The sequence below is a fragment of the Wolbachia endosymbiont (group A) of Dendrolimus pini genome, assembly GCF_964026835.1.
Taxonomy (GTDB): domain Bacteria; phylum Pseudomonadota; class Alphaproteobacteria; order Rickettsiales; family Anaplasmataceae; genus Wolbachia; species Wolbachia pipientis.
Map to the genome: position 1 here is coordinate 106,030 of NZ_OZ034702.1, position 26,447 is coordinate 132,476.

The 26,447-nt window shown below is 35.7% G+C and carries 18 protein-coding genes and 2 pseudogenes; 12 read left to right on the forward strand and 8 right to left on the reverse strand.

Annotation, left to right across the window (positions count from 1 at the left end; translation table 11 throughout):
- The first annotated feature begins 5 nt into the window (after positions 1-5).
- From AAGD66_RS00495 to rsmD, 5 genes are all read left to right on the forward strand, one after another.
- The gene (locus AAGD66_RS00495) at positions 6-2,402 is read left to right on the forward strand and encodes a type IV secretion system protein (protein WP_265041094.1); all 2,397 of its coding nucleotides are present in this window, start codon (positions 6-8) and stop codon (positions 2,400-2,402) included.
- The gene (locus AAGD66_RS00500; RefSeq protein ID WP_264723978.1) at positions 2,399-5,344 is read left to right on the forward strand and encodes a type IV secretion system protein; all 2,946 of its coding nucleotides are present in this window, start codon (positions 2,399-2,401) and stop codon (positions 5,342-5,344) included. The genes AAGD66_RS00495 and AAGD66_RS00500 overlap by 4 nt, the downstream gene beginning before the upstream one ends.
- Positions 5,345-5,433: 89 nt before the next feature.
- Positions 5,434-9,048, forward strand: coding sequence for a type IV secretion system protein (locus tag AAGD66_RS00505; RefSeq protein WP_265024468.1), 3,615 nt, complete (start codon positions 5,434-5,436; stop codon positions 9,046-9,048).
- Positions 9,038-9,667: a hypothetical protein gene (locus AAGD66_RS00510; protein ID WP_264723976.1), complete on the forward strand. Its 630-nt coding sequence runs from the start codon at positions 9,038-9,040 to the stop codon at positions 9,665-9,667. The genes AAGD66_RS00505 and AAGD66_RS00510 overlap by 11 nt, the downstream gene beginning before the upstream one ends.
- 122 nt (positions 9,668-9,789) lie before the next feature.
- Positions 9,790-10,338, forward strand: a complete 549-nt coding sequence (gene rsmD / locus AAGD66_RS00515; protein WP_264723975.1) for a 16S rRNA (guanine(966)-N(2))-methyltransferase RsmD — start codon at positions 9,790-9,792, stop codon at positions 10,336-10,338.
- Here rsmD and AAGD66_RS00520 read toward each other — a convergent pair.
- The 3 genes from AAGD66_RS00520 to AAGD66_RS00530 are packed head-to-tail and all read right to left on the reverse strand — an operon-like array spanning position 10,335 to position 12,774.
- Positions 10,335-10,619, reverse strand: coding sequence for a hypothetical protein (locus tag AAGD66_RS00520; RefSeq protein ID WP_265024467.1), 285 nt, complete (start codon positions 10,617-10,619; stop codon positions 10,335-10,337). The two genes, rsmD and AAGD66_RS00520, sit on opposite strands and share 4 nt — an antisense overlap.
- Before the next feature lie 4 nt (positions 10,620-10,623).
- Positions 10,624-11,214: a COQ9 family protein gene (locus AAGD66_RS00525; protein WP_065106633.1), complete on the reverse strand. Its 591-nt coding sequence runs from the start codon at positions 11,212-11,214 to the stop codon at positions 10,624-10,626.
- A gap of 6 nt (positions 11,215-11,220) precedes the next feature.
- Positions 11,221-12,774 (reverse strand): Mur ligase family protein, encoded by a 1,554-nt coding sequence (locus tag AAGD66_RS00530; protein ID WP_264723973.1) that lies wholly within the window; start codon positions 12,772-12,774, stop codon positions 11,221-11,223.
- Between the two features lie 741 nt (positions 12,775-13,515).
- On the opposite strand from AAGD66_RS00530, the gene AAGD66_RS00535 reads away from it, so the two are divergent.
- The 4 genes from AAGD66_RS00535 (at position 13,516) to AAGD66_RS00550 (ending at position 15,500) form a co-directional block, all read left to right on the forward strand.
- Entirely contained in the window at positions 13,516-13,638 is a 123-nt protein-coding gene (locus AAGD66_RS00535; protein WP_007549233.1) for a hypothetical protein, read from the forward strand.
- A 96-nt stretch (positions 13,639-13,734) separates the two neighbouring features.
- Positions 13,735-14,082 carry a ferredoxin family 2Fe-2S iron-sulfur cluster binding protein gene (locus tag AAGD66_RS00540; protein ID WP_012673282.1) on the forward strand — a complete coding sequence of 116 codons (348 nt, stop codon included), beginning with the start codon at positions 13,735-13,737 and terminating at the stop codon, positions 14,080-14,082.
- A gap of 7 nt (positions 14,083-14,089) precedes the next feature.
- Positions 14,090-15,130, forward strand: a complete 1,041-nt coding sequence (locus AAGD66_RS00545; RefSeq protein WP_264723972.1) for a hypothetical protein — start codon at positions 14,090-14,092, stop codon at positions 15,128-15,130.
- Positions 15,114-15,500 (forward strand): cytochrome c-type biogenesis protein CcmH, encoded by a 387-nt coding sequence (locus tag AAGD66_RS00550; RefSeq protein ID WP_015589263.1) that lies wholly within the window; start codon positions 15,114-15,116, stop codon positions 15,498-15,500. The genes AAGD66_RS00545 and AAGD66_RS00550 overlap by 17 nt, the downstream gene beginning before the upstream one ends.
- A gap of 344 nt (positions 15,501-15,844) precedes the next feature.
- On the opposite strand, the gene AAGD66_RS00555 is transcribed toward AAGD66_RS00550, so the two are convergent.
- Both AAGD66_RS00555 and AAGD66_RS00560 read right to left on the reverse strand, forming a co-directional pair.
- Entirely contained in the window at positions 15,845-16,063 is a 219-nt protein-coding gene (locus AAGD66_RS00555) for a transposase (RefSeq protein WP_065095234.1), read from the reverse strand.
- Positions 16,064-16,104: 41 nt separating this feature from the next.
- Positions 16,105-16,918: pseudogene (locus AAGD66_RS00560) on the reverse strand (IS982 family transposase).
- A 133-nt stretch (positions 16,919-17,051) separates the two neighbouring features.
- Between AAGD66_RS00560 and AAGD66_RS00565 the strand changes: the two are divergent.
- Both AAGD66_RS00565 and uvrB read left to right on the forward strand, forming a co-directional pair.
- Positions 17,052-17,324: pseudogene (locus tag AAGD66_RS00565) on the forward strand (transposase); the annotation flags it as partial.
- Positions 17,325-17,719: 395 nt separating this feature from the next.
- On the forward strand, positions 17,720-19,627 hold the full coding sequence (uvrB, locus tag AAGD66_RS00570; RefSeq protein ID WP_264723971.1) for an excinuclease ABC subunit UvrB: 1,908 nt from the start codon (positions 17,720-17,722) through the stop codon (positions 19,625-19,627).
- A 212-nt stretch (positions 19,628-19,839) separates the two neighbouring features.
- On the opposite strand, the gene AAGD66_RS00575 is transcribed toward uvrB, so the two are convergent.
- From AAGD66_RS00575 to AAGD66_RS00585, 3 genes are all read right to left on the reverse strand, one after another.
- Positions 19,840-22,491 (reverse strand): hypothetical protein, encoded by a 2,652-nt coding sequence (locus AAGD66_RS00575; protein ID WP_341814471.1) that lies wholly within the window; start codon positions 22,489-22,491, stop codon positions 19,840-19,842.
- 33 nt (positions 22,492-22,524) lie between these two features.
- Positions 22,525-22,740, reverse strand: a complete 216-nt coding sequence (locus tag AAGD66_RS00580) for a hypothetical protein (protein ID WP_341814472.1) — start codon at positions 22,738-22,740, stop codon at positions 22,525-22,527.
- Positions 22,741-23,210: 470 nt separating this feature from the next.
- Entirely contained in the window at positions 23,211-24,434 is a 1,224-nt protein-coding gene (locus AAGD66_RS00585) for a hypothetical protein (RefSeq protein ID WP_410529789.1), read from the reverse strand.
- Positions 24,435-24,985: 551 nt separating this feature from the next.
- On the opposite strand from AAGD66_RS00585, the gene AAGD66_RS00590 reads away from it, so the two are divergent.
- Positions 24,986-26,275, forward strand: a complete 1,290-nt coding sequence (locus AAGD66_RS00590) for a hypothetical protein (protein ID WP_341814564.1) — start codon at positions 24,986-24,988, stop codon at positions 26,273-26,275.
- Positions 26,276-26,447 lie beyond the last annotated feature (172 nt).

The following is a 26,447-nucleotide window of genomic DNA, read 5'->3' on the forward strand; positions in this document are numbered from 1 at the left end:
GATTTATGCTAAAATTTTTGCTGATAATACCGTTTTTTTTTCTGTCAGGCTGCGGGGAACATCACTGTATTAAGCCAGAAAATTTATCAGGTTTGCGTGAAAAACTAGATATAGTGTCAACAGAGCAGAAATGGGTTGATTCTGGTGTTAATATCTCAGATAGAATAAGAGTAACAGAGATTGATATAGTGCCTAGTAAGGTTAATTTTTGTCCTAAGCAGTATGCAGATTTTGCAATTGGGCCTGGGAGAAATGACGTTGCATTACCATTTGCACTTAAAAAAGGCGATACGATAAGCTTTAGTGTGATTGGAAGTAAAGTGTGTAAAGATAAAGAGAGTGAGACAAAAATCAGGTATTTGAAAATCGACGAAAAGTGTAGCGAGCAAGAAACGGAACATTTTGCACATGTTTTAAATCAAGAGAAATGCCAAGGTGGCAAGGATGGGATATGTCCTAATAAATATATAATAGGCGATGCGCAATGGTTGAGTGGAAGAGAGTACTGGGATTCAGATTTTTCGAAGTTAGATCAAGATGAAAGAAAAAAGGAAATTGAAAATATTATTAACTCTATAAAACAAGGAGAGAATATAGATTGCAGCAAGCTTTCAGAGAGCAGTGCAAGTAAGATAGATACGCACATTTTAAATTCACTCTGTAGACGTATATGTAAATTTTCTTCTGGTCGTAGAGGCGAGGATTGCGTGTATATTGAATATAATAATATAGAAATTGAGCTATTCAATGCTTTAAATTCTAGTGGTGAATCTGTTGTTGCTGAAATTATTAGTAAAATACTAAAAGAAAAACAGGTAAAAACTGACATTACACTTTTGAAAGTTCACATGGATGGTGAAGATTTTGAACACATTCCAACAGGTGGCATATGTACTAACTGTGATTATAAGATAGAAAAATACCATCGAACACCAAGTTTAACTTTTAGTTTATGTAGTAGAAATGACGAGCACTGCTACAATAGAAATGACAAAGGTGGTTTCAACATAAGAGTAACGAAGAACCATAGTCTGGAAAATAGCTTGTATATAAGTGTTTCCGATAAATTCCCTGAGCATAAGCCTGGTGAAAATCAAGCGGATATATCTGTATATATCAGCAAAGTTCATGACATGGAAAACTTGAAAGGAAAATTAAAAGACAAAACAGGCACCATATATTATGGAATAAGAGACCATGGCTGCGATTACAAAAATGAAGGTCAGTTTAGTATTAACCTAACAACTAAAGAGCCACCTACAAAAACTTTTAGTGCAATATATAATTTCTTTGATGAAAAAGTGAAAACTGCATTTTTCGGCTCTAATTATAAAGACCCTAACGCAATTCACTCTGATACTAGTCCTGTAAAGTCTCTTTACGAAAGTTTTATAAAATCAAGCAGAACAAATACCATTAGATCTACTATAATATCACTATTAGTACTATATATAATCTTATATACTCTTTATTACTTTTTTGGATTAACTCATATTTCTATATATGAGTTTTTAATTATATGCGTAAAGATAGGAATCATCGCCCAGCTATTGCAGGATAATAGCTGGGACTTTTTTTATAACAACGCATTCTCTATATTTATTAACACTCCAAAACAACTAATAGAAATAGCAAATTTTAGAGGCACTACTTCAAATGTTTTTGAGTTTCTTGATTTGCCGCTCAATAGGTTCTTGTCATCGCATTCAGTATTGTTAATAGTATCTCTTATATTTTCTGGCCCTTTGGGCATTGTATCTTTTTGCTTGGTGATTTGGGGTTTAATCACAGTGAGCTTATCTATTTTTAATGCCTTATTTTCTTTTATTACATCTATAGCAATAGTTGCGTTATTACTTTCTTTAGCACCTATTTTTATTATTTGTCTTTTATTTGCGTATACTAGGCAGATGTTTCAAAACTGGGTTAAAAATTTAGCAAGATTTGCAATTCATCCAGTGGTCCTTTTAATTTTTATATCACTGATAAGTCAGGTTATGGATTATATTGTGTATTCAGTATTTGATTTTGAGGTCTGCTCTACATGTATACTTAATATTAACCTAAAGATTTTTAACCCTTGTATTTTTTATGGTTATGCTTCCAAATATACACCTAATATTACCGCTATGATGGCTTTTGTTATTTTGGGACACGCTATGAAAGCTTTAGTTGAAGCTTCTTCGGCAATATCTGACTCGTTGTTTGGTGCTTATGTAGCAAGCGAACCTGGAAGACAGTATCAACAAAGCTTAATGGGAACAGTAGGGTTAGATGAACAAAGTGTTCAAAGAAGAGAAAGAGGAGATGCCTCTCAACAGTCAGGTACGTCAAGACCTCAAATACCACAAGGGACTCAAAGGTCAACGCCTCAGATACCACAACCAGGAAGACAGCAATGATAAGTAAAAGATCACTATTATTGATACTGTGTCTTGCAATCACTGGTTGTAATATGGATTGTGTCGAGCCTGGGTTGCAGAGCAAAAACACCAGCGTTAATGTGGATGTTCCAGTTCGTAAAGCCGATAAAATTCATTGGGTTGATTCTGGTCAGGTAATTAGTCAGGGTGAGAAAATCAAATTCACCCTCGATGGATCAGTAAATTTTTGCCCTTTTAAAGAAGACAAAAATCCAAGGAAAGTACTTGTGCCAGCTAGCTTTTGTGCTGATGGCTCAGAACCAAATTATAGTAAGGCTGCGGATATTAATAGTGTACCTAACAATTATGGTGTTAATGAAAGTAAAAACGAACTATGTGGTGGCAAAGGATTTGGCAGCAATAGACGTTATGTGGACACTGGAATTAAAGTAAATCCTGGTGACAAGTTAAGCTTCAGCTTAGTTCCCAGAAAAATAACAATTGATTACGACAATCCAGAAGGGAAAGGCATCAATTTTGATGACAATTGTTATAAAGCTGTAGAAAATGATCGTAAGGAAACTGTATATAAGAAAGCTACAGTGAGTGAAGTACATCAGGGGGGAGAGTTTTTTTGTGATGGTAAAGATGGTACAAAAAATAAAATACAATTTTTACCTCTTGATAAAACAAAAGCAAAGGAAAGCAAAGTGCTAGTTGGCAATGGGTATACCCCATATGATAATAAGGTGCATTTTAATAAAGGTTATATTCAAGACAACGAACCATGGGTATATGGTTCACTACTTGATTTACGCCGCGCTAAAATAGGATTGAACGAGTTATGTGATGGAAAAAACTGTAGTCTTGATGAGAGAAAAAAGTACTCCTCCTATGAGCTTAACTGTTACCATCAAAATATATGCTATACTGAGAAGGGTATATGGAACTATGGTTTAGGTCAAGCAGGAGAACGGAACTGTGTCTCCTCTATAAGGTATAAGAAGTACGATAAAGGAAATAAATGTGATATGTATTCTTATCTAGAAAAAATGGAAGGGAATGTTAAAGCAGGTAGTTTTACTGAAGATGATAAATCTTGGGCTGAGGCTCTTGTTGCAAAAATTGGTGATCCTGATGATAAAAATACCGCTAAAGGTATTCAATGTCTTCCAAAGAAAGAGGGTGCAAAAGGGGATAATATGTGTTCGCAAATTGGCGATAACAATAAATTCGAGGATTTTTCTCTGGAATTGAACAATGATTATCCAGTAAATGACGAGGTAACGCCCGGTAGTAGTGTGATGCTCGCTATCGCAGATTATGGTCATTATTACTATAATAGAGGAGGGTACCATGTTAAAGTGACTAGATCATGTGAATATATTAATGGCGAAAAATTATATGTATATTTAGGTGATGAGCCACCTAAAGATTTGCATGGTGTGGGAACTAATGATTTTAAAGTGGTAGGAGTGAGAGAAAGAGTAAACGGAAAAGATGAGTACACCATATTAGATGTAATAAGCGGAGAACACTTTCAGAACAAAGAATCTAAGAAGATATATTTCGGCATCAATGTAAGCAACGTAGAGAGAGATGACATTACAGATAAAAATGGCAAATATTATGAAAATAATAAGTACACAGTAACTTTATTTGTTAAAAGAAAAATTAATGATTTTATTTCATCGAATGTAAACGGGGTATTTAAACTTATAAAAGAAGAAGTAATTGGGGACAGCGTTAAAGATTCATACAAAGGATATGCAAGAGGTCTTCTTCAAGGGGTAAGAGCTTTGCTTACTCTATACGTTATATTTACTGTCGTTGGCTATATGCTTGGAACAATACAGCTAAGTAAATTTGATTTCATTGTAAGAATGTTCAAGATAGCATTTATAGCTTTTGCCTTTAGCGATAGAAGCTGGGAACTTTTTGGTACAACTTTATCCAGACTTTTTATAGATGGTAGCACTTATTTAGTTGATAGTTTTTCTGGCTATGTAGGAGAAGGGGAGAGAAAATTTGCATTCTTAGACTTGACAGCAGGAGTATTATTCACAGCAGAAACTTGGCTAAAGTTTTTATCGTTGATGCTTTCTGGTCCTTTTGGCGTTATTGCATTTTTGGCAATACTCTGCGCTACTTATGCGTTTTTAAAATGCATTATTAGTGCTACATTGAAATATGTAATATCTACTGTTCTAGTAGCGTTTTTACTGTCATTAACACCTTTATTTATCGTATTTATTCTATTTCAAAAGACTAAACCCTTGTTTGATAATTGGATAAAAACGTTGGCTCATGTTTCATTAGAACCAGTCATTTTATTTTCATTTTTATCTCTTTTAAATCAGTTGATGTATTCAGTTTTATATAACCTCACAAATTTTTCTGCATGCTATCAATGTTTAATTAGCGTAAATTTCTTATCGTATGATCTGTGCTTGATGAAATCAATACTGCCTCTTGGATACAGTCCTGGCACTAGCGTTGATGTTGCACTCAGTACCGGAGAAAGGGCTGGTGGACACTTTGCAGCATTACCTATAGACCTAATCCAGGCGTTTACATACCTCATTATTGCCGGTGCAATGGAAGCTTTTGTTTCTATATCGGAAACTATGGTACAAACACTATTTAGCTCTGGTTATGGAGTTACTGGCGGTGTTGGTACAGTTGCTAAGAGCGCATCGCAAGCTATGCTGTCAACCGTTGGCCTTGATGATAAGACCCAAAGTATGATACAGAGTATCAAGCAGAAAATGAGTAAAGATCGGGGAAAAATTGAGGCTAAATTACCTAACACACCAAAGCAACCAGACAAAAAAGAAGATTCTAAAGGAAGTTCTGATAAAACAACGAGTGATAGACCTAAAACATTAAAACAATCAGATCAGCAAAAAAATTCTGATGAAACAATAAGAAGTGATTCTAGTGCTAAAGCTAAAAACAAGGAAGAAAATGGAGAGGAGTAAGATATGAATGATGTTATGGAGTAACTAATTAAAAAGATATTTTAAGTAAAGTTTTAGAAATTTATTCTGTATTTGGAAAAAGTTTAGATATGCAATCACGTTTAGGCAAATGTTGGTTTAGGGTATTACTTCTTGCAGCTTATGTGCTGATCACAGGTTGTAGTAAGAACGATATGCCTTTTCCAAGGTGCATATCTGCTGACTATTTTGGTCCTGAACCTATTGCAGTAAGCGCTCATTTTTCAAGCGATCATGATGCTTTTATTCCAGAAGGTGAAGATGAAAGCGTTATTGATCCTGACACTGGTGAAATTAATTCTGGTTTTCACCATAACCAAGTGGTGAAGTGGAAAGATACTGGATTAGAAACCAATGGAGATAGCTTAATAGTGCGAGTAAATGGTGCATGGACATCTTGGAGTAATAATAACAAGAAGGAATCTAAAAAAGGCAGTTATACCTTACAAAGCTTGGAGCAGTTAAAATATGCAACTAAATTTGAAGGTAAACAAAGTGATAATAGTTTACCTAATTTTCACTTAGTTTGTAATGATTATAAACCTAGCATACAAAAATTTTCAAGTAAGTCTGATACAAGTTGCACTGTAAATTGCAAGTGCATTAATGAAGATGATAGCGCAAATACAGTATCACGTGGTGCTCCATGTTGGTTTACCAATGGTCATGGTGCTTATCTTTTGTTTCAAACGGGGAAAGATGATCCTAACGAAAATCTAAAGTTAATGCGCGATCCTCAATATCCTACTGTACATCTAGGTTACAACTCCGTGGCAGAAAATGGGAGCGGTCTTTTTACTTTAGACAGAGATAGCACTAAATTAAAAGACAGAAATTGTAATGAGTTGAAGTTAAAAAAGGGATGGAAAATATATGTAAAAATATTAGATAGATATTACTTAGATAATGTAGGTGGCTACTCTTTTGAGTTCTTAAGTGGAGTGCAGCAGCCAAGTAGTTTTGGGTTTTTTGATTACATTTATAACTATCTAAAATGTGTATTATTGATTAACGAAAATTGCAAAGAACATTTTAATAGCAATGATCCTGCAGTTGCACAAGCTATGTTCGAAAATATAGCTGAAAAAAGTACGAGCTTTCACAATTTTGTTCTTTCCTTGCTTGTTCTATTTGTAATGATTTCATCGCTTCTTTATCTTTTTGGCATGATACAAGAAACTAAGCATGATATGCTCATCAGAATGATGAAAATCACTCTAGTAATAGTGCTTATATCTCCTGGAAGTTTTAGATTTTTCTATGATCATTTTCTTGTTTTATTCGTTAAAGGTCTTGAACAATTGATAAGTATAATTACTAATTTTGCTCCCAACATGAACACCGGAAGTATTGCTCAAGGAGATGAAGCTAAGTTGTTTAGCTTCATGGAGGACATGTTCAATAAGTTTTTTGCTTATTCTGTTTGGAAAAAGTTTGCAGCGTTTTTACATTACCAAATGTGGGCAAGCCTTCTTATGATACCGGCAATTTTCATAGGGATTGTGCTATACTTCTTGCTGTGCTTATATGCTTACATAATATTTCTCTCTGGTTTTATGGGTATAGCTTTTCTTATAGCCATTATGCCACTGTTTCTAATTTCTATTTTATTTTCACCGCTGAAAAGTCTATTTGAAGGTTGGATAAAATTCTGCATCAGCTTTTGTTTACAGTCGATTATGATATTTGCTCTCTTGTCATTACTGGCTTCCATTATAATGAATACCTTTTATAGGCAGTTAGGTTTTACTGTATGCTACAATAAATGGTTTGAGGTAAGGTTATGTGCTCCAAAATGGGTGTTTGGTGGTTTTTGTATCGTTGATAAGCAGTACTTTGGTTGGACCCCAGGGCAAATTTTCGTACCTTACACTCTTGGAGAAGCTTCTCCGCTGAACGTAGATAAGAACATAGAAGGTATAGAAAAGATAAGCAGAGAAGGTGGTACAATAAAATTTACTGGCGGTGCTGGGTATATCCCTCTTCCACCGGATTACATTGAAAAAGGGTTTCGTTATATAGATTATCCTTTCTTTAACCCAATTCCTGGTACTAAAGAGAATCCAGCAGACCATTATATTGCAGAAAGTGATATGGTAGTAGATAATAGCTGTAGTGTAAAAGATTTAGTGCGTTTAACAAATAGTTTATCCCATGCATCAGAAAAAGCTGATATCTTATTATTGATTAATAATATAAGTAAAAAGACAGAAATCTATTGTAAGCAGCCAGGAAATGAAAGCAGGTGTACTAATTACAAGGAAATCATAGAAAAAGTAATTCTACAGCCAAGTTTAAAAAGTGAAATAAAGTCTTTAGTGCAAGATATAATTAGACAAGATGGGAGCTGCCAATCACAGAATTTTTATAAGGTAAATAGAAACTATCAAGAAAATAGTGATTACCAAAGGGTGCAAGACATACAGAGAGGTTATTTAATCAATGCAGGGGAAATCTTTATACTATTCTTGCTTTCATTTTTAATGTTCTCCTTACGCACGTTCGTACAACAAATGGGCTCAAGTATCGCTGGTGGTGGATTCAGCGTTTACAATATATCTAGTATGTATCAGGCATCGCCTTTGACTGGCATAATGGAAGGATTCAAACAGCAGTGGCAAAATTTTGCTGGTAGAGGACTTGAGTCTTTAGGCAGTTGGGTTACTCATTTACCGGATAGATTAGCCGGAGGTGCAGCTAATCTGCTGGGGAGAGTACCAAGAGTTGGAGGAGTGCTGAAATACGCTATTGATGTGCCACGTAAATTTGTAGGTGCTACTATTGAAGCAACAAAATTTGCAACATCACCTAAAAATGACGTTGATAAACTTGAGGAAAAGATCTACAGGGCATTTGGAGTTGATAAGGAAGATATTACACACAGAAGGATCGGTAAATATTTAGATTATTATAAAGGATACGTAGGATCACATTTGGGCTATACAATAGAAGATGCTATGAAGTTTACTTGGGAGCATGGCCTTGATTCTATAGGAGTTAGCCGCCGTACAGGAGAAAAAGATGGTTATCCAAATAACTTACTTTTTAGAGCAAAATCGCATAGGCAAGATTTCTTGAATAAGCTTCATGATGACACCATAGGCCGTAAGAGAGAACCAGAAAAAGACAATCCTGATCAATCAAATAAGGTAGAACGAGAGTTAGGCACGGAACTAGTAAGAGATAACCATGATCAGCCACTAGAAGAAGGCGACCCTCTTCGACTACGAGGGGGAGGTCAGCCAGATAAGGTAGTACGAGAACTAAGCACAGAACAAGAAGACAAGCCTAATCAACTACAGCATGATCAGCCAACAGAAGAAGATAAGCCTAATCAATCAAATGAAGTGACACGAAATTTAGGCACGGAACCAAAAGGCCCAGATGAAATTGATGATTTTGGATCTGCTTTTGAAGGTATGGAAAAACGTGCTGAAAGAGAAGGCAGAAGAAATCAAAATAAAGTTTACAACCTCTCACCACTTTTTGAAATGAATACTCCAGAAGCTGTAGAAAAACGTGCTGAAAGAGCTAGAAGAAAAAAAGAAAGAGAAGATCGAGAAGGTGAAGTTTATAATCTTAAGCCTTTATTTAAAGAACCAAAAAATCCAGAAAGGAAATTACCGGAACCAATGAGGAAACCAGATGCAAAAGGAGATGAGAAGAGGATTGAAGATGAAGACTAATAAAAATTTCAAAGGCCTTGATTATTATAAATTGCAGCAAGACGATAATGGCAATATAAAGTTAAATGACTATGATGATATTTTTAATGCGCGTAGGGCAAGGGTAGATTTACTATTAGACAACACACCAGACAACAATATCGACCTCACTAGGTTAAATAAAGCTTTGAGTGAGAAATTTGTAGATAATCATGGTTTATTGTCTGAATTTGATAAGGAAGACCAAGAAATTGCGCAAGAAAGGCTTAAGGTGTTTAGTATTTTAGAAAGCCTTGAAGACCTTAAAAGCGTGAAAAGTGAGGATCTGTTAGAGGTTAGTTTATTGCTATCAGACCTTAGCTTCATAGAGAGAAATGTTGTACTAAATACCGATCAGAATTCTGATCTAGCAGGATTTAAAAACCTATTTATTGAAAAAAAAGCATCTGGTGAAGAGTATAGTGAAGAAGAATGTAGAGGCTTTCTTGATAATATAGATAAAATCAATACTATAATTAAGTTAGAGTTAGAAAGCAGAATTGAAGGGCTAAATCATGATGAAAAAAATGATCATGATGATTTACAAGATGAGATTGGTCAAGCAATTAATGCAGCAGGCAAATCAGAAAAAGATAACTGATGAGTCTTGTGTTTGTGTTTTTCTTACAAGCGACTCGATAGCTTCTCTCTATTAAACTGCTAAAGCCATATTGACATTAATCATATAGTATAAATAATTAATTATTTTGGAGCTTATTTAATATGCTACGCATCATTGCAGGCAAATATCGCGGAAGAAAAATAACTACAGGTAAGCATTTAGCTGCACGGCCAACTATGAGTATTGTCCGAGAAGCAATATTTAATATGCTTTCCTCAAGAAAACCTATTTATAACTTGAATGTACTTGATTTATTCTGTGGTAGTGGTTCTTTTTCATTTGAAGCGCTTTCTCGCGGCGCTAAACATGCATTTATGGTAGATTCAGATTATTACAATTTGCAATTGCCTAAAAAAACAGCAAAAGATTTTGGAATTACGGACAATGTTACGCTAATTTGCTGCAGTGCTAACTGCTTACCACAACCTATTTCAAAATGTGACATAGTTTTTATAGACCCACCTTACAATAGCAATCTAGTTGAATCAACGTTGAATGGACTAGCTCACTCAGGCTGGTTAAGTGATGATGCATTGATAATTCTAGAGATTAGGAAAAACGAAGGTTTTGAGTGCAATAAAGACTTTAGTATAATCTTGGAACGTATTTACGGTATAGCAAGAATAATTTTTCTTTCTCTATCAACTTAAACTTGTATATGCTTTTCATTGATGGGTTTCAGTTCTATTTCCGTCAAGCTTTTGAAGATACTACTTTCATAGTAGCCTTTTAGCTTAAAATTGCTATTAAATCCACGTTTCAACAAATATTCACGTGCTTCTTCAATAAATTTATTTTCTTTTTCTTCATACTTTTTTATACTACCGTTATCTTCACGATAAACTAAATGTTCTTTATGATCAGCATGAATATTTTTATTTTCACAAACCTTTTCAGGATCGTGCTCAAGTACTTTTCTACCAACAATCAATAGCTTATAAGAAATTTCCTATGATTCCTTTTAAGCGAGTTTTGAATTTTTGAAATGTCATGACATTGTTGATACGGTTATCAAGAAACGATAAAGTATCCGCAAAATCTTCTGAATAATCATTGATAAAAAAAAGTATCGTACTTAAGTACACTCCAGCTAATATTGCTCTTTTTGTATAGTAGTTAAAATCTGTTGATTGGTCATGAATGCCATACCAAATCGCACTAATAGTTCTGTATAAAAGTTTACTAGAAAAATATGTATTTTTTGGTGATACGGAGAATGATAAAACATTTTTTAAAAGTTCTCTATAATTCGGTAGCTTAGCATAGTTTGAAAGGTGTATTTGAATGGCTAACTTTACTCGCTCTCGCACTTTCATATCTTCTAAATTAGAATTCCTTAGTTCAGCTTCCATTGAGCTATTTAAGTCCTCTGCTATGTGCTCCAAAGCGCTATATATTCCATTCTGAAATTTGCAAAAGCTATTAGCTAGATTAAGGTCAGTGCACACCTTTAATAGGGTTTCATCGCTTATCCCTTCAAATGGAATAACCCTAATTAGCTTATCTATTATTAACTTTTGTTCCACGCAACATCATACTAAACAGCATGTGTGATTGTACCTGAGATTTTCAAACATTCTACAAAATGCTTCACCACGTTCCTCGAAATTTTTCCATTGATCAAAAGAAGCACACGCGGGAGAAAGTAATATTGTTACTTCTTCTGCGCTATTTAAGGCCTCTTCAAAAGCCAATCTGAATGCATCTTCTAGATTGCAACATTTAACATAATCTACTTTATTCTCCATAACATTTGCAAAAGCTTCGGTTGATTCTCCAATAAGAAAAGCTTTTCTAACCCTTGTAAAATGCTTGCTTAATGATTCTATTCCACCTTTTTTGCTTCTTCCACCAACGATCCAATTTATGTTTTCATAAGATAAGATCGCCTTTTCGCTCGATTTTGCATTAGTTGCTTTGCTATCGTTCACGAAAAACACATTTCTTATTTTGCCAAGCAGTTCATTCCTATGCCTCAGTCCTGAAAAGGACTTGATTCCATTGATAATAGTGTTGCTATCTACTCCAAGTACCTTACATACGGCATATGTGGCTGCTATGTTTTCTGCGTTGGATATTAGGTTTATTTTCACGTCGCTTACTGATAAGCTATGATTCTCTAATTTTAACGAGATCTTCTGGATCCCAGTGCCCCTTTTGTCATCCAAGTAGCTGACACTGGGATCCAGATAATTTCGATCTATACCAGTAATCTGTTCACTATAATCAAGCAAATTGTTACCTGCCAATGATATTAGATCTCTTGCACCACCCTCTGTCATCTGAGTAGTTGGCAATGGTTTTTCTTTTCTGGATTCCAGCGTCACGCGCTGGAATGACATCGGGGAATATGTTACTGAGATTGGAATTTTGTCTCCAGTGAATTTGTTGAATATATCAGCAGTAATCTCATTGTCACATCCTATTACGGCAACCTCACTACCGTTTATCAGTTTTAATTTAGTTGCTATGTAGTTCTCCATACTTCCATGCCTATCTATGTGATCTGGTGTAATATTGAGCAGTGCTGAAATGTCCACGTTAATTTCATTCATCAACTCCAATTGAAAAGAGGAGAGTTCGATTACATAAATTTCTGCATCTCTTTCTAGATCCAAAACAGGAACGCCTAAATTTCCACCAATAGCTACTTTTTTCCCTGCAGATTTTAATATGTGCCCTATTAGTGATGTAGTGGTTGATTTACCATTTGTTCCTGTGACGCCTATTACCTTCTGGTTCGTAGTTTTAGCTTCAAGAAATAGCTCAATGTCTGATTTTATTTTGCAATCAAATCTCCTTGCAAGTTTTACTATCCAATGTGGCTCTGTTGGCACTCCAGGGCTTAAAACCAATGCACTGATCTCATGCCAATTGTATTCCTTGGGATGAATAAAATTACATTTTTTATACATCATTTTTGCATTTGCTATTTGCTCTTCATGATCATCCCATGCATATATTCTTGCACCACTCTTTGTTAGAGCGTTAATGGCGGATAAACCAGTTTTACCAAGACCAAAAACCGCAACGTTTTGATTTTTGTATTTGTTTAGTTGCACTGCTAGATAACTTATGCGAACCATTTTATAAAGATATCGTACAAACTACAACAGACTTCTTGCATAGGTCACAACTGTCATTCAATAGAAACGAAAAAACTTACTTGACACCCTCCGCCAGTCCCCTTATCATGAAACTGAAGCTATTGTATTTGCTTTCGCCAATCTGCAGATTAAAAGGTAAGGATTACTTAATGTATCGGCGTCTTATGTTCAATTTTTTGCAGTATATAGATACTGTATGTCTTTACAAAACTTCATCTACATCTAGATTTTTATCTAAATAAGCTGAACGCGCTTATAAAGCGTTACAAGACATCAAAAAATGCCAATACTCGACAGAGATAGTAAAAGACTAGCTAACTCGGGGATTCTTTGTCTTTTTTTCTGCTTAGTAAATTTCTTAAACATTTGCAGCGTAGGTTAGTTGCAATTAAAAGCGGCTGAATCTCGCTTGTCAAGCGTTTAAAACATAAAAAACGCCAATATTTTAAAGCGGATAATAACCTCAGGGCTTCTTTTGCCTTTTTTTTCATTTAGTAAATTTCTTAATGTTTATAGCTAAACGACAATCGTCATCCCGCTACTTGTTAGCGGCTGAGATACCGCGAATGAATCGCGGTATGACGGTTCGCGACGGCGTGACGATAAGCTCGTTATCCCGCTGCTTGTTAGCGGCTAAGAGATACCGCGGCAGTATGACGGTTAAGTGGGGTGTCATCCCAGTGTCAGCTACTCGGATGACAGGAGAAGGAGGCTACTTGCATGACACCATTCTTTTTTCTGGATCCAAGTAATCAGGGCACTGGGATGACAAGAAGAGGGCACTGCCGTCATAAAGGAACCAGTGTCAGCTACTCGGATGACAACAAAGAGCTACTTGGATAACAAGAAATATAGGCACTGGAGTTGCAAAGAGTTTGCAAATATTAGTTATTACCTGTAGGATATAAAGAAATTAGTAAGGATTTTAATAGGAATAATATGCCATCTGTTACTTTTATTTTACCTGATGGGAGTAAGAAAAGCTATGAAGCTGCAGAGGGAGAAACTCTGCTCAATTTAGCCCACAGAAGTGATCCAGATCTGCTTGAAGGTGCATGTGAAGGTTCTCTTGCTTGCTCTACATGCCATGTAATTGTTGATCCAAAGTTTTATAATGCTGTAGAAATACATAACCCTATATCTGATGAGGAAAATGATATGTTAGACCTAGCTTTCGGCTTAACAGAGACGTCGAGGCTTGGATGCCAAATAAAAATCACAAAAGATATCGACGGCTTGTGTGTAACCATACCAAGGGGTACAAGAAACATATCATTAGATAAATAGGGGAATCATGCGTAAGATTTTTATCTATATTATCGTCTCTTTACTTTTGTTTATTCCTGTAGCGTATAGTGGTTTTTGGTATTTTTCTGCATGTAAGGTAAAAAATCTTTTAGCTGAAACAATACTATACATTAACGACGAAAAATTTGATATTTCACATGATTTTAGTGGATTTCCTTCTAACCTAATTTTCCGTGTGACAAACCCAAAATTTTCCAATGAGCAATTAACCATCTCATCTGATGCTTTATTGATAAAAAATAGATTGTTTGATAAATCAGTGTATATCTACATACCAAGCAATGAAGTCAATATTGCTGTTCATGGTGATGAGAAAAAGAATATAAAATGCCACACAAACGATAGCAGCCACTTTGTTGTTAGACTAAACGATTTACCATCTTCATTGCGATTCAACAAAAATAGTACCGTGATAGACTATATAGATACACTTCGTTACGAAGATTATGGATTAAAATGTGATGTTTTAGAAAATCAGCAAAGTGTTATAACTGAAGTGAATGATAAAAGCAATTACATTCAATTTCACCTCGATAAAGAACCAAGTGGAAATACTAAACTAGGATTTGATTTTTATACTTATCGGTATAAAAATACTGCAAGTCCTGAAAGTTACCTTAGTATCGACACTAAATTTGATTACGAATTTGTAAACCACATCTCAGCTTCCAGAATTAATTTCAACATAGAGAAATTTTTAATTCAAAGTAATAATTTTTCTCTTGCTGCAGATGGTGGAGTGCGAAATTATAATTTGGTTACGTCTTCATTTAAAGACAAAATCAACGTGGCTATATCAAATTATAAAGAATTAATCTCGTTTATGATTGGTGACTCAAAAACTTCAGATGCGTTTGAAAAATTAATGTCTTCCTTATCAGAAAAAACAACTGATGATGGCATTCAATTTTCAATAAAGTACGATGATGATGTAGGGTCAAGCTTTATTGGAAAGTTATCCACCACTGATTTTATGAACCAGCTCAGTAAAATAACCCAATTAACCAAGGATGAGAGCAGTAGTTAGTTTACTTTTCATATTGATATTCCACTCAGGCGTAAACGCTTTTACTCTGGATAATAAACTCAGAGATAAAAGCATGGAAAAACGAGCAACCAGTTTATTTGAAATAATAAGGTGTCCAATATGTTCTGGCGAATCATTGTCTGAATCTGGATCTCAGATCGCGTATGATATGCGAGAAGCAATTCGTAAAAAAATCAATGATGGATACACAGATGAAGAGATAATCTCAGAGTTAAAAAATTCTTACGGCAATTCAATTATAATCGTACCGCCTATAAAATCTAGCACTTACATTTTGTGGTTTATTCCACTTACAACTCTGCTTATTGGGTGTTTTTTAATACAAAGATACATCAATACAACCACTTAAACCTTTTATATATAGCTAAAGTGACTTAGGTTCTCTAATTGCACATAAGTCAACAATAATTTTCACACAAATCAAAACAGCATATCTTCTCCATAATCCTTGGTAATTTTACATAAGTTAAAAGTAGCATATGGTTCTCTCCGCGGTCTGAGATGACAATAAATTTGTCAAGCCGCATTATACTTGTTAGGCGGAAGTGGACGGCAACATGTTTACCACGAAGTCTAACTAAGTTCTTGCTTGTCCCTTCCATCGGCATTGCTATCTTTATTTTCAATAAAATTATTGTCCTATGCTCTTTTGATGTTTATTGATAATAAAATTCTGTTTTATCAACCAACATCCTATGCATAATTACAGCTAATTTTCTTGCTACTGCTACAATTGCTTTTTTCATTCCTTTTTTCTTCGCAACCCCAGTTTTTTAATTTAAATGTCCTCTTGGTAACTGTAAGCATTGTTTGTGCAGCTTCATATAACATACTTCTACATTCCGCTGGTCCCATCTTTGATATGCTGCCATGCCGATCAACTTCTCCAGAAGAATATTGCCTTGGTGTCAACCCTATATACCCCAGTTGCGGATTAGCCAACGAAGTAAAGCTTAGAAATGCAGCGGCTGCATGGAATATGAAACAAGCGTAGAAAAAATGTGTACCAAAAAATTTATCGGTGATCTGTGGCGAGTATGCTCAATCTCAAATTTGTTTTTCAGAGAGCCAAAAACTGTCTCAATAATCGATCTTTTTCTTAACAAAATCTTCTCATTTAGCGCCATTAATGAGTTTTTCATACCCTTTTTTATACTGGTTACAAGCTTTAACCCTCTATCGAATAATTCGTGAAAAAGATCTTTTTTGATATATCCTTTATCTCCAAACAATAATCCAGTCAATTTCTTAGTTAAATTTGGCACAGGTATCAACGTTGCCTTTTATCACCGTAACCCCTTGAATTTCGCCAGTTTCATTGATTACTAGATGTACCGAAAAACCACCCATAAGTAGTCTTTCCAATCTTTGCCAACCCTTTGAAAACTTTGTTTCTCGAGGTCCTTTTTGGATGGCAAACAGCGATAGATTATGTACGAAATCCCTGTCACTTTTGACTGTTCGCAAAACCATTGCATTAAGAGCGCTAAATACCATAAAACCCGCGATTTTAACCTGATAAACCTACTATAGGATGGCAATTTTGGAAACGCTGATTCGTATAATAATTTCAAATAATGCACATAGAAAATTTTAAAATTGTCGCACTTGATATAGCAATATTATGGTAAAAATCTCTGAATGCGTAATCTCTGGCGTCCTGGTTGGTTTTTTGCCACTTGGTAGAAGTTTTTCTGCAAAATTTTCATCGACTGTATTGCAAAAATCATCGACTATACAAAAGATTTCTGTTACTTTTTCTTTCATTGGTAACCTCCTATTTTAGGAATGAATATCAAATACCTCGGAGTTTACCCTATTTCCTTACCTTTTCTATTTTTTCTAATTTACAACTGGGGTTAGCAGTGCTGTGAGAATGGTTGAAAGCGCAAAAGAAAACCTCTCGGAAGTTAAAAATATACTGGTCGATGCAGGTTATACGGGAGAAAATTTTGCAACTCAAATAAAAACGATTATTGGAGCAACTGTAGAAGTAATAAAACGAAGTGAATTACATTCCTTTGCTGTATTGCCACAAAGATGGGTTGTAGAGCGATCTTTCGCTTGGTTAGAAAAATGCAGACGATTGTGGAAAAATTGCGAGCGAAAACTTAACACTAGCCTACAAATGGTCGTTCTTTCCTTCATTTCTCTTCTATTGAGAAGATTTTAAACAGGTTCTAAATCTTTATTTTAAAAATGTCATATTGACCACCGGTACCTGAAAATACTATTCCAATTGATCAGAGCTATCCATTTCCTTAATTTTTGTAACGTTGTCATAGGAGTACTATAACTTTAGTATCAACTATGTTTTATTGTTTTTGCATCTAAAAAAATTTAGCTTATTCAAGCAGCATTTTGCCTTTTTTTGGATGTAGGGATTTTTTAGGAATTGTCTTCTTGAATTCTATGGTATTTTGTTTAACATTGAAACAAGATTCCAGTGTCAGCTACTTGCATGACATTGTTGGTTAATGTTTTATGGCTTTACGATAGCTATACAACTTATCTTAAAAGCAATATAGTGTTTACTATACAATGAATCAAAGATAGTAAGTAAAGTCTATGGAATTTCAAATCGCTACACATTTTCAACCGGCTGGGGATCAACCACAGGCAATCGATAGCTTAATTGCAGGGCTAAATAGCAATAAAAGAGATCAGGTTTTGCTTGGAGTTACTGGTTCTGGGAAAACTTTTACTATGGCAAATGTTATTGCAAGGACAAACAGGCCTGCATTAATTATGGCACACAATAAAACTTTAGCAGCACAGCTTTATGAGGAAATGAAAGGATTGTTTCCCCATAATGCTGTTGAATACTTCATTTCTTATTATGATTATTATCAACCTGAAGCCTATTTACCACAAACTGATACTTATATCGAAAAAGATTCTGCAATTAACGAAAGAATTGAGATGCTGCGTTATTCCACCGTCTGCTCCCTTTTGGAGCGCAGGGATACGATCGTAGTTGCCAGTGTTTCCTGCATATACGGTCTTGGTTCGCCTGAGAGCTACCGCAGCATGATCATACCGCTTAGTGTTGGAAATAAAATTCGTATTAATGATTTCCTGAGCAACTTAACTGATCTTCAATACAAGCGCTCTGATGCCAGGTTTGAGAGAGGATATTTCAGAGTGCGCGGCGATATTGTTGATATATTTCCTTCCCATTATGAAAATAAAGCTTGGCGTTTATCGTTATTTGGCGATGAAATAGAAGAAATTTCTGAAGTTGATGCTATAACGGGCAATGTTACCAAAGGCGTAAATAAAATCACCATTTTTCCAAATAGCTATTACATAACCCCGCGTGAGGCTTTGTTGCAGGCAATTGAACTAGTCAAAAAAGAGCTGCATGAACGCTTGGATTATTACTACTCGCAAAACAAGATTGTTGAAGCAAAGCGCCTCGAGCAACGCACTAATTTTGATATCGAAATGATGAGAACAACAGGAATATGTAAAGGTATTGAAAATTATTCGCGTTATCTCTATGGAATGGAAGCTGGGGATCCACCACCTACTTTGTTTGAATATTTACCCAAAGACGTAATTTTATTTGTTGATGAGAGTCATGTCACCGTTCCTCAGGTTGGTGCGATGTACAGTGGTAATGAGGCGCGTAAAAAGAAATTGATTGACTATGGCTTCAGGCTCCCTTCCGCTTTTGATAATCGTCCATTAAAATTTGAAGAGTGGGAGGGAGTTAGGCCGCAGACTGTTTACATTTCAGCCACTCCAGGAAAGTATGAGTTGGCAAAGACCAATAATGTATTTATAGAGCAAGTTATCCGTCCAACAGGGCTTATAGACCCAATCTGCATTGTGAAACCAATAGAGAGTCAAATTGATGATGTAATTCACGAGGCACAAGTGACAATAGGGAAGGGATTTTGTGTTTTAATCACTACATTGACGAAAAAAATGGCTGAAAATTTAGCTGAATATATGAGTGAATTGAATATGAGAGTGAGTTATTTGCATTCTGATATTGCTGCGCTGGAGAGAATAGAAATTATATACAAATTAAGATCTAAAGAAATCGATGTTTTAGTAGGTGTTAACTTGCTGAGGGAAGGTCTTGATATTCCAGAGTGTGGGTTGGTTGCAATTTTGGATGCTGATAAAGAAGGATTTTTGCGATCGGAAACTTCATTAATTCAAACGATCGGTCGTGCTGCGCGTAATGCTGAAGGTAGAGTAATTTTGTATGCAGATAAAATCACTGGTTCTCTGGACCGTGCGTTAAAAGAGACCGAAAGAAGAAGAAAAAAACAAGAAGAACATAATATATTGCACAATATTATCCCAAAGACTATAATAAAACCTATATCAAACACCTTACAAGAGAGGGCAATAGCAGAACCGAAAGTAAATACTAATAAGGATGATTTGAGAAAGCAAATGTTAGCGCATGCTGAAAATTTAGAGTTTGAAGAAGCAGCAAGAATAAAAAAATTATTGTAAGGTTAAGTAATATATGATGCTATGGGCATAGCATGAAAGTGTAAATAATTTTATTGATATCTTTATATTAATACTTTTTAAACATTTAGTACCGTGCAATATCTGCAATGGATGAGAAAAACTAACACCAGTGCTTTCAGGGTCAGGGATTTTGGCTCCAACCCTAATAAAACACTTGGGTGGCTTAGGACGGTGGATTAGGTACAAACCGCTTATACAAAAATTTCTTCTTGCAAGAGTTTCTTGATCTTAGGAGAATCTATCTTAGAACTTAGAAGACAGTTATCACTAATTTTTTGATTACTAAAGAACTTGTGAAGTAAGCGTACTATCTCCTCAGGAGAACCTGATTGTACTTGCTCCTTCTCCTCAGGAGGAAGAACTGAGCACACTTGCTCTTTTGCTTCAGGAGAAGAAAGAAGTGAACACAGCCCCTCACTATCAACATAAAGTAAGTGTAGTAACTTCTCGTACCCAGGAGGAAAAAAGTTGGCGTCTAGCTTCTTCCTCATCTCAGGAGAAAGAACTTTGCGTAGTTCCTGCCTCTGGCTAGAGGTAAGAGATGCTTGCCTCTTTGGTCCACCTGGCACACCTCTATGCGTAGAAGAAGCCGGGTTTTTAAGTAGATTTTGAGCAGAATTTAATAATTCACTAAGCATATTTCCAAGTTTAACACCTATTGACAGGTTCTGCTGAGATGAATCACTAAACTCTTCAGTAAGCGGCGGTGACTGTCCCCGCTCAAGCGATCCTAAACCACTATCTTTAGAAATTTTAGAATTACGGTCCCCGGGCACATTTGGCTTGCTTACGGCATCTTGTGGCAAGGGTTCTGGAATACCACCATTCGTTTCAGAACGTAATACTCGTATTCTTGGTCTATTGCGAAATCCGCCATCATCTGGTTCAGTAACAGGAGAAGTCACTCCTGAGGGTGGATTATTTTTTGCTCTTCTTTCTGAGGCAGATCGTTTAGACAAAAGTGGTTTTTCAGTTACAGGAGTTTCAGGAGTACTTCGCGTTGTATCACGCCCTTCATCATGTCGCTTAAGGTTTACGCCATATTGCTTCTTAAAAGGTGAAGAGAGCAATTTTTTTATTTTTTGAACACCACCCCCATGTTTCTTCTCCGGAGATTCACTTTCTTGTGACTTTGCGTCAGAATACTCATCACTACTTTTTTGATCACTTTCATCAGTAACTTGCTGTTTTTCAGATTCCTTATTAGAAACCTCAAGATTTAAGAATGTTGAACTATCCCATGCTCTAAGAGAAGGAATCGATGATGATCCACAGGTCAAAGATGGCTGTAATTGATCACCAGTGGATTGACTTAGATCTATTTCCCCGGAAGATAGCTGTGATTGATCACCAGTGGATTGACTTGAATCTATTTCCCCCGGCACCAACTGAAACAGCCCCCCTTTTCCTTCCTCTCTTTCTGATCCTTGCCTGGGAGGCCTCTCTAACCCTTCACCACGACTTCGCTTGGGCAACTCCTGTTTCGGTGATGACAATTCAGTTAAGCCAGAACTTGGACCACCACTTGAAGAACCAGAATCCTTAAGTTGTGGAGGTGAATCACCAAGACCACTATCTCTATCTTCTTTAGATTCAAAAAACCTATGTCCAGTTTGTTCAGGCGGTGTTCTTGGTGGCTCAGGCGATAATAACCCATGCCGACTTCTAAAATTCTCAAGATTAACTGCAAATTCAAAATGTCCGTTTATTTGATTATATGCAATTGGAGACTGCATAATCACAGGAAGTAAAAGAGCAATCTGTTTATTAGAGAAAGCATATATTGATCTTCCAGTAGTGAATTGTGTACTCTCAGTTTTACCTGTAATATCACTTAAAACAATGTCACCTAAAATCTCGTAAAATTTTTTCTTAACCTTATATGCATCTTCCTCACTCAAAGGAACCACCTGACCATTTACTTCTACTAAAGGTATAAGAGCAAAACTATGACCACTCTTTATTTTGTCTTTATTTGTAAACACATCATATTCGTAACCTTCAATAAACTTTCCTGTTATTTTAAAAATTAAATCATTAATAGCATCTTTGCAATTTTCAACTTTGGAATCTATGTTGCCTGGAGTTTTAAAATCAAACGCTATTCGCTCTTTAACATATCTTACTATATCCTTGATGACATTAATGTCGGTAATATCTTTAATATATAACTTATTATCTCTTTGTTCATAAAAAATTGAACTATTATTAAAACCACATTCCTCCAATCTTGAGTTAAATGCTTTAACATATATATCCTTAAATATCCCAAGAAGTTTTGAAGGATTTTGATTCCCTTTCTCCTTAAAATACCTGTCACTAAAAGATATACAGTATAGATAAGGAGAAGATCTATCTGTTCTTTCTAGCTGCACAGACCTTCTCACACATTTTAAAGCTTCTTCCTCTGTCATTCCTGCCATTTTTTCTAGATACTCAATAGCTCTTGTTCCCACAAGCTGCTGAAACTCATTAGCAAAATGAAGCTTCAAGTTATGGATTACTTCACCATCCATAAGATTTGCTAGCTCTACTACTTTCACATTTTTATTTATAAACTTCCCTTTTTTATTAAAACCGACATCAAAAACAAATGGAAAACAGTTTAAGTTATAGAACCCATCTGCTGCCTCTTCAGTACCATAGTGCCGATTTATTATCTCCTCTCTCACCTCCTTCAAATATTTCTTTATATTTCCATCACATCCAAATGAACTGACAATCTTATCATTTTTTCCTTTCGTTCCACCCTGCACAGTAAAATTAGTATAAATATTATCAGAAAAATAATTATTTAAATTAAACGCGTTAACTAGTTCTGTTACAAAAATTTTTGTTGGCATAACCACTCCTATTAAAATTACTGTAAAATGATATTATTTATTATTACCTTTACTGCTACCGGTACCAGTAGAGCTACACTTATCCATTCGCGTATCAGGTTTATTACTTTCACGTTCCCGCATCTCTTTCTTATACTGCTCACGTATTTCCTTATTAGGACCGTTATATTTTTCATACCTGCTGCTTGGAATCCAAGAACCATCAGGTTGAGGTCCTGATTTGCTTTTTTTATCGTTATTACCATGCATATTAACCCCCAAGTAAAAATATTATGTAACCAATATACTAAAAATAAATTGTAGTGCAAGCACTTTTTTTTATATTTTTTAGTATAAATTTTATTCACTCTTTTTTCATAAAACTCGAGTTTCTAGATTCCAGTGTCACGCACTGGAATGACAAAAAAAGACGCTGAATGACACTCGTGTTTCTTTATGTCATACCAAATGCCCATAGGATATCATCCTAGAGCTATAACCATAAGACGTCATCCAAGTAGCTAACACTGATTCTTCACAATTTCATCAAAAACACTCCCTCTTAACATAAAACCCTACATTTATCAAACCTAATGCACATCCTGGATTCCAGACTGGAATGACAAAAGGAAGCACTGGCTCCTGGATTTCAGCATCCATTACTCGAATGATACCCTCCTTTGTCATCACAAATAACCCATAGGTGTCATCCCAGTACTGAGATCTAACTACCTCCATGATTATGTCTTTCCTACTGATTGACCTTCTACAAAATTATTAGCTTTTGGACCAGTAAGTTCTGATGAAACTTTTGCTTGAGCATTATTTACAGAACCTTCATTCTCAGCACCATTCCAAACACCCACTTTAAAATTGGCAAGTTCTTTTGCAAATTCAGCGCAAAGGTTATTCGTTTCTTGTTTATTAGCAGACTTGTTTATTGGTGCTTCTTCTCTTTTAACCTTGTCAAGGTCAGCCGCTTTAGGCCTGGTTGCATCAGTAGATTCAGGTCCTGGTACAATATTGCTAACATTACCACTCCTTTCCCTTTTCTGCTTACTAGAAAATTTTAAAGTGCTTTGAACAATTTTTGGCCCCATCTCCGTCGCATTCGTTGCAGGCTTCTTCGGTGGACACACCTCTTTCTTCGGTTCCTCCGGCTTCGCTTTTTTCTCTTCATTCACTTTTTCTGGTTTTTGTGAATTTTCATGAGATTTTCTTTCAAGCTCAGCAAGACGCAATAGATGTTTCAAAGGATCTGACGCAATTTCAAGTTCTGGTTTGCTCAGAACAACCGGTCTTACAAATCCGGGTGAAACTTCAAAAAGGAAAACTGGCACTTTAGGTTTTTCTCTTTCATCTACCTTTATTTCTACGTCTTTACGAACTTCTTTATTTTCTTCCTTTAATGATGTTTTTTCTGCTTTTTTATCTTCTTTTTCTGTAGATGCCTCTACCGCAGCCGCCAACTCAACTCCAAACATCTCTGCGAACATTGTAACAATCCATCCGACAACGGCCATCTGTAACCTGAGTTTCAGATCTTGCAATGCAGTTAATCTTTCTAACGCCCTTGCAAACTCTTCTTCTGATAACTCACCACTGCCTAATTTCTCCTGCAATTCTTTTATCTCTTTGTCCAACCTCTGATTGAAACTTAAATCGCGTGCAAAAATCTTCTTGATTAACTCCTTAAGCTTATCACGCAAAAACTTAATTATCGAAAGAAGCCAATTTTTTTCTTTCTTCTCCTTGAGCATTTGGTAGATTTTCGGATCATCTACATCTACTTCAAAAAGGTTGAAGAGAGATTCAAAGAAATTCCAGAAATCTCCGAGTACTCTTCCTTTTTCACCAGTGAAGTAATCCTCATCATCACCTTCTCCGATATGTAGCTCTGCTTGAGATGAGATTTCATCGATACAACTAGAAGCCTGACGCTCACACTCGAGCCTCCTGAGCAAATCTTGTCTGGTGAGCTCCTCTACGCACTGCCTCTATTGCTCTGATATAGCTAAAGTGACTTACGATAATTTGAAAAACAAAAATTCGTCATTCCGCTACTTGTTAGCGGAATCTATACCGCGAATGAATCGCGGTATGACGTAGGACTGCTGTCATCCCAGTGCGTGACACTGGGATCTCGTTCCTTAACTTTATAGTGTAAATTATTTCAAATTGTGTCTAGCTGCAAGTATAATAATTTCCATTTATAGATAAAGTATGTTGCAAATGTTATGCCAAAGAGTATAATAAAATCTATATCAAATACTTTACAAGAAAAAGTGGGATAGAGGCAAAAGCAAATATTAATAAGGATAATTTAAGAAAAGTGCATGCTAGAGTTTGAAGAAGCAGTAAAAATAAAAAATATTATTGAAAGGTTAAATAGCACATGATATAATATATATATAGTGTAAAAATGTAAATAATTTTATTGACATCTTTACATTAATAGTTCTTAAATATTTAGTACTGTAGAATTAAATTATTAAGTTTTATGAAGGAAGTAAAAATGGTGGAAAGCTTTTCAGGTAACAACAAAGGCAGTAATTTTATTGAGGAGGCAAAAATAATGGAAAATTTTTCAGATAATAACGGAAACGGTAGCTCGATCTTCCAAGGAAAAATCAGGGAGCAAGATTTCTCTGCAGAGCAGAAGCTAAATGAACTAAAAGCAGCCATAGAGGAGCTCACCAGACAAGATTTGCTCAGGAGGCTCGAGTGTGAGCGTCAGGCTTCTATTTGTATCGATGAAATCTCATCTCAAGCAGAGCTACATATCGGAGAAGGTGATGATGAGGATTACTTCACTGGTGAAAAAGGAAGAGTACTCGGAGATTTCTGGAATTTCTTTGAATCTCTCTTCAACCTTTTTGAAGTAGATGTAGATGATCCGAAAATCTACCAAATGCTCAAGGAGAAGAAAGAAAAAAATTGGCTTCTTTCGATAATTAAGTTTTTGCGTGATAAGCTTAAGGAGTTAATCAAGAAGATTTTTGCACGCGATTTAAGTTTCAATCAGAGGTTGGACAAAGAGATAAAAGAATTGCAGGAGAAATTAGGCAGTGGTGAGTTATCAGAAGAAGAGTTTGCAAGGGCGTTAGAAAGATTAACTGCATTGCAAGATCTGAAACTCAGGTTACAGATGGCCGTTGTCGGATGGATTGTTACAATGTTCGCAGAGATGTTTGGAGTTGAGTTGGCGGCTGCGGTAGAGGCATCTACAGAAAAAGAAGATAAAAAAGCAGAAAAAACATCATTAAAGGAAGAAAATAAAGAAGTTCGTAAAGACGTAGAAATCAAGTTAGACGAAAGAGAAAAACCTAAAGTGCCAGTTTTCCTTTTTGAAATTTCACCAGGATTTGTAAGGCCAGTCCCTCTGAGCAAACCAGAGCTTGATCTTTTACCAAAGCCTATAATGCCTTCTATATTTAAGGAGGTTATAAACAATGAGAACCGCGAGGAAACAAAACCAAAAGTAGAAGAAGAGAAAAAAGCGAAGCCGGAGGAACCGAAGAAAGAGGTGTGTCCACCGAAAGCTCCGGAGGAGGAGAAGCCAAAACAAGATCAGCGAAAAAGAGGTGGAAAATTTAAACTTGGTGATAGGAAATCAAGAAAAATCAATCGGGATAGCTTTCCTGCACACAATTATCCAATTGGTGATTGGCAAGAGCAAGCTTCTAATGGAAAGTCTAATGCTAGTACTGCTCAACCACCAAAAAGATTGATTGATGATGTAAAAGTTAATAATCATGTGGATTCAATAGGAAAGGCACCAGAAAAAGCACCATCGAGGGGATAGCTAGTGTTAGCTTTAGATGACAAAAAAGACTGGATCCCAGTGTCTGGGCACTGGGATGACAAGAAAAAGAGGTACTGGTATGACATTAAAGAGTAGGGATTGATGGCAAAGAGAAATACAGGTGTCATTCCAGCGCGTGACGCTGGAATCTAGAAAACTGAATTTTATGAAA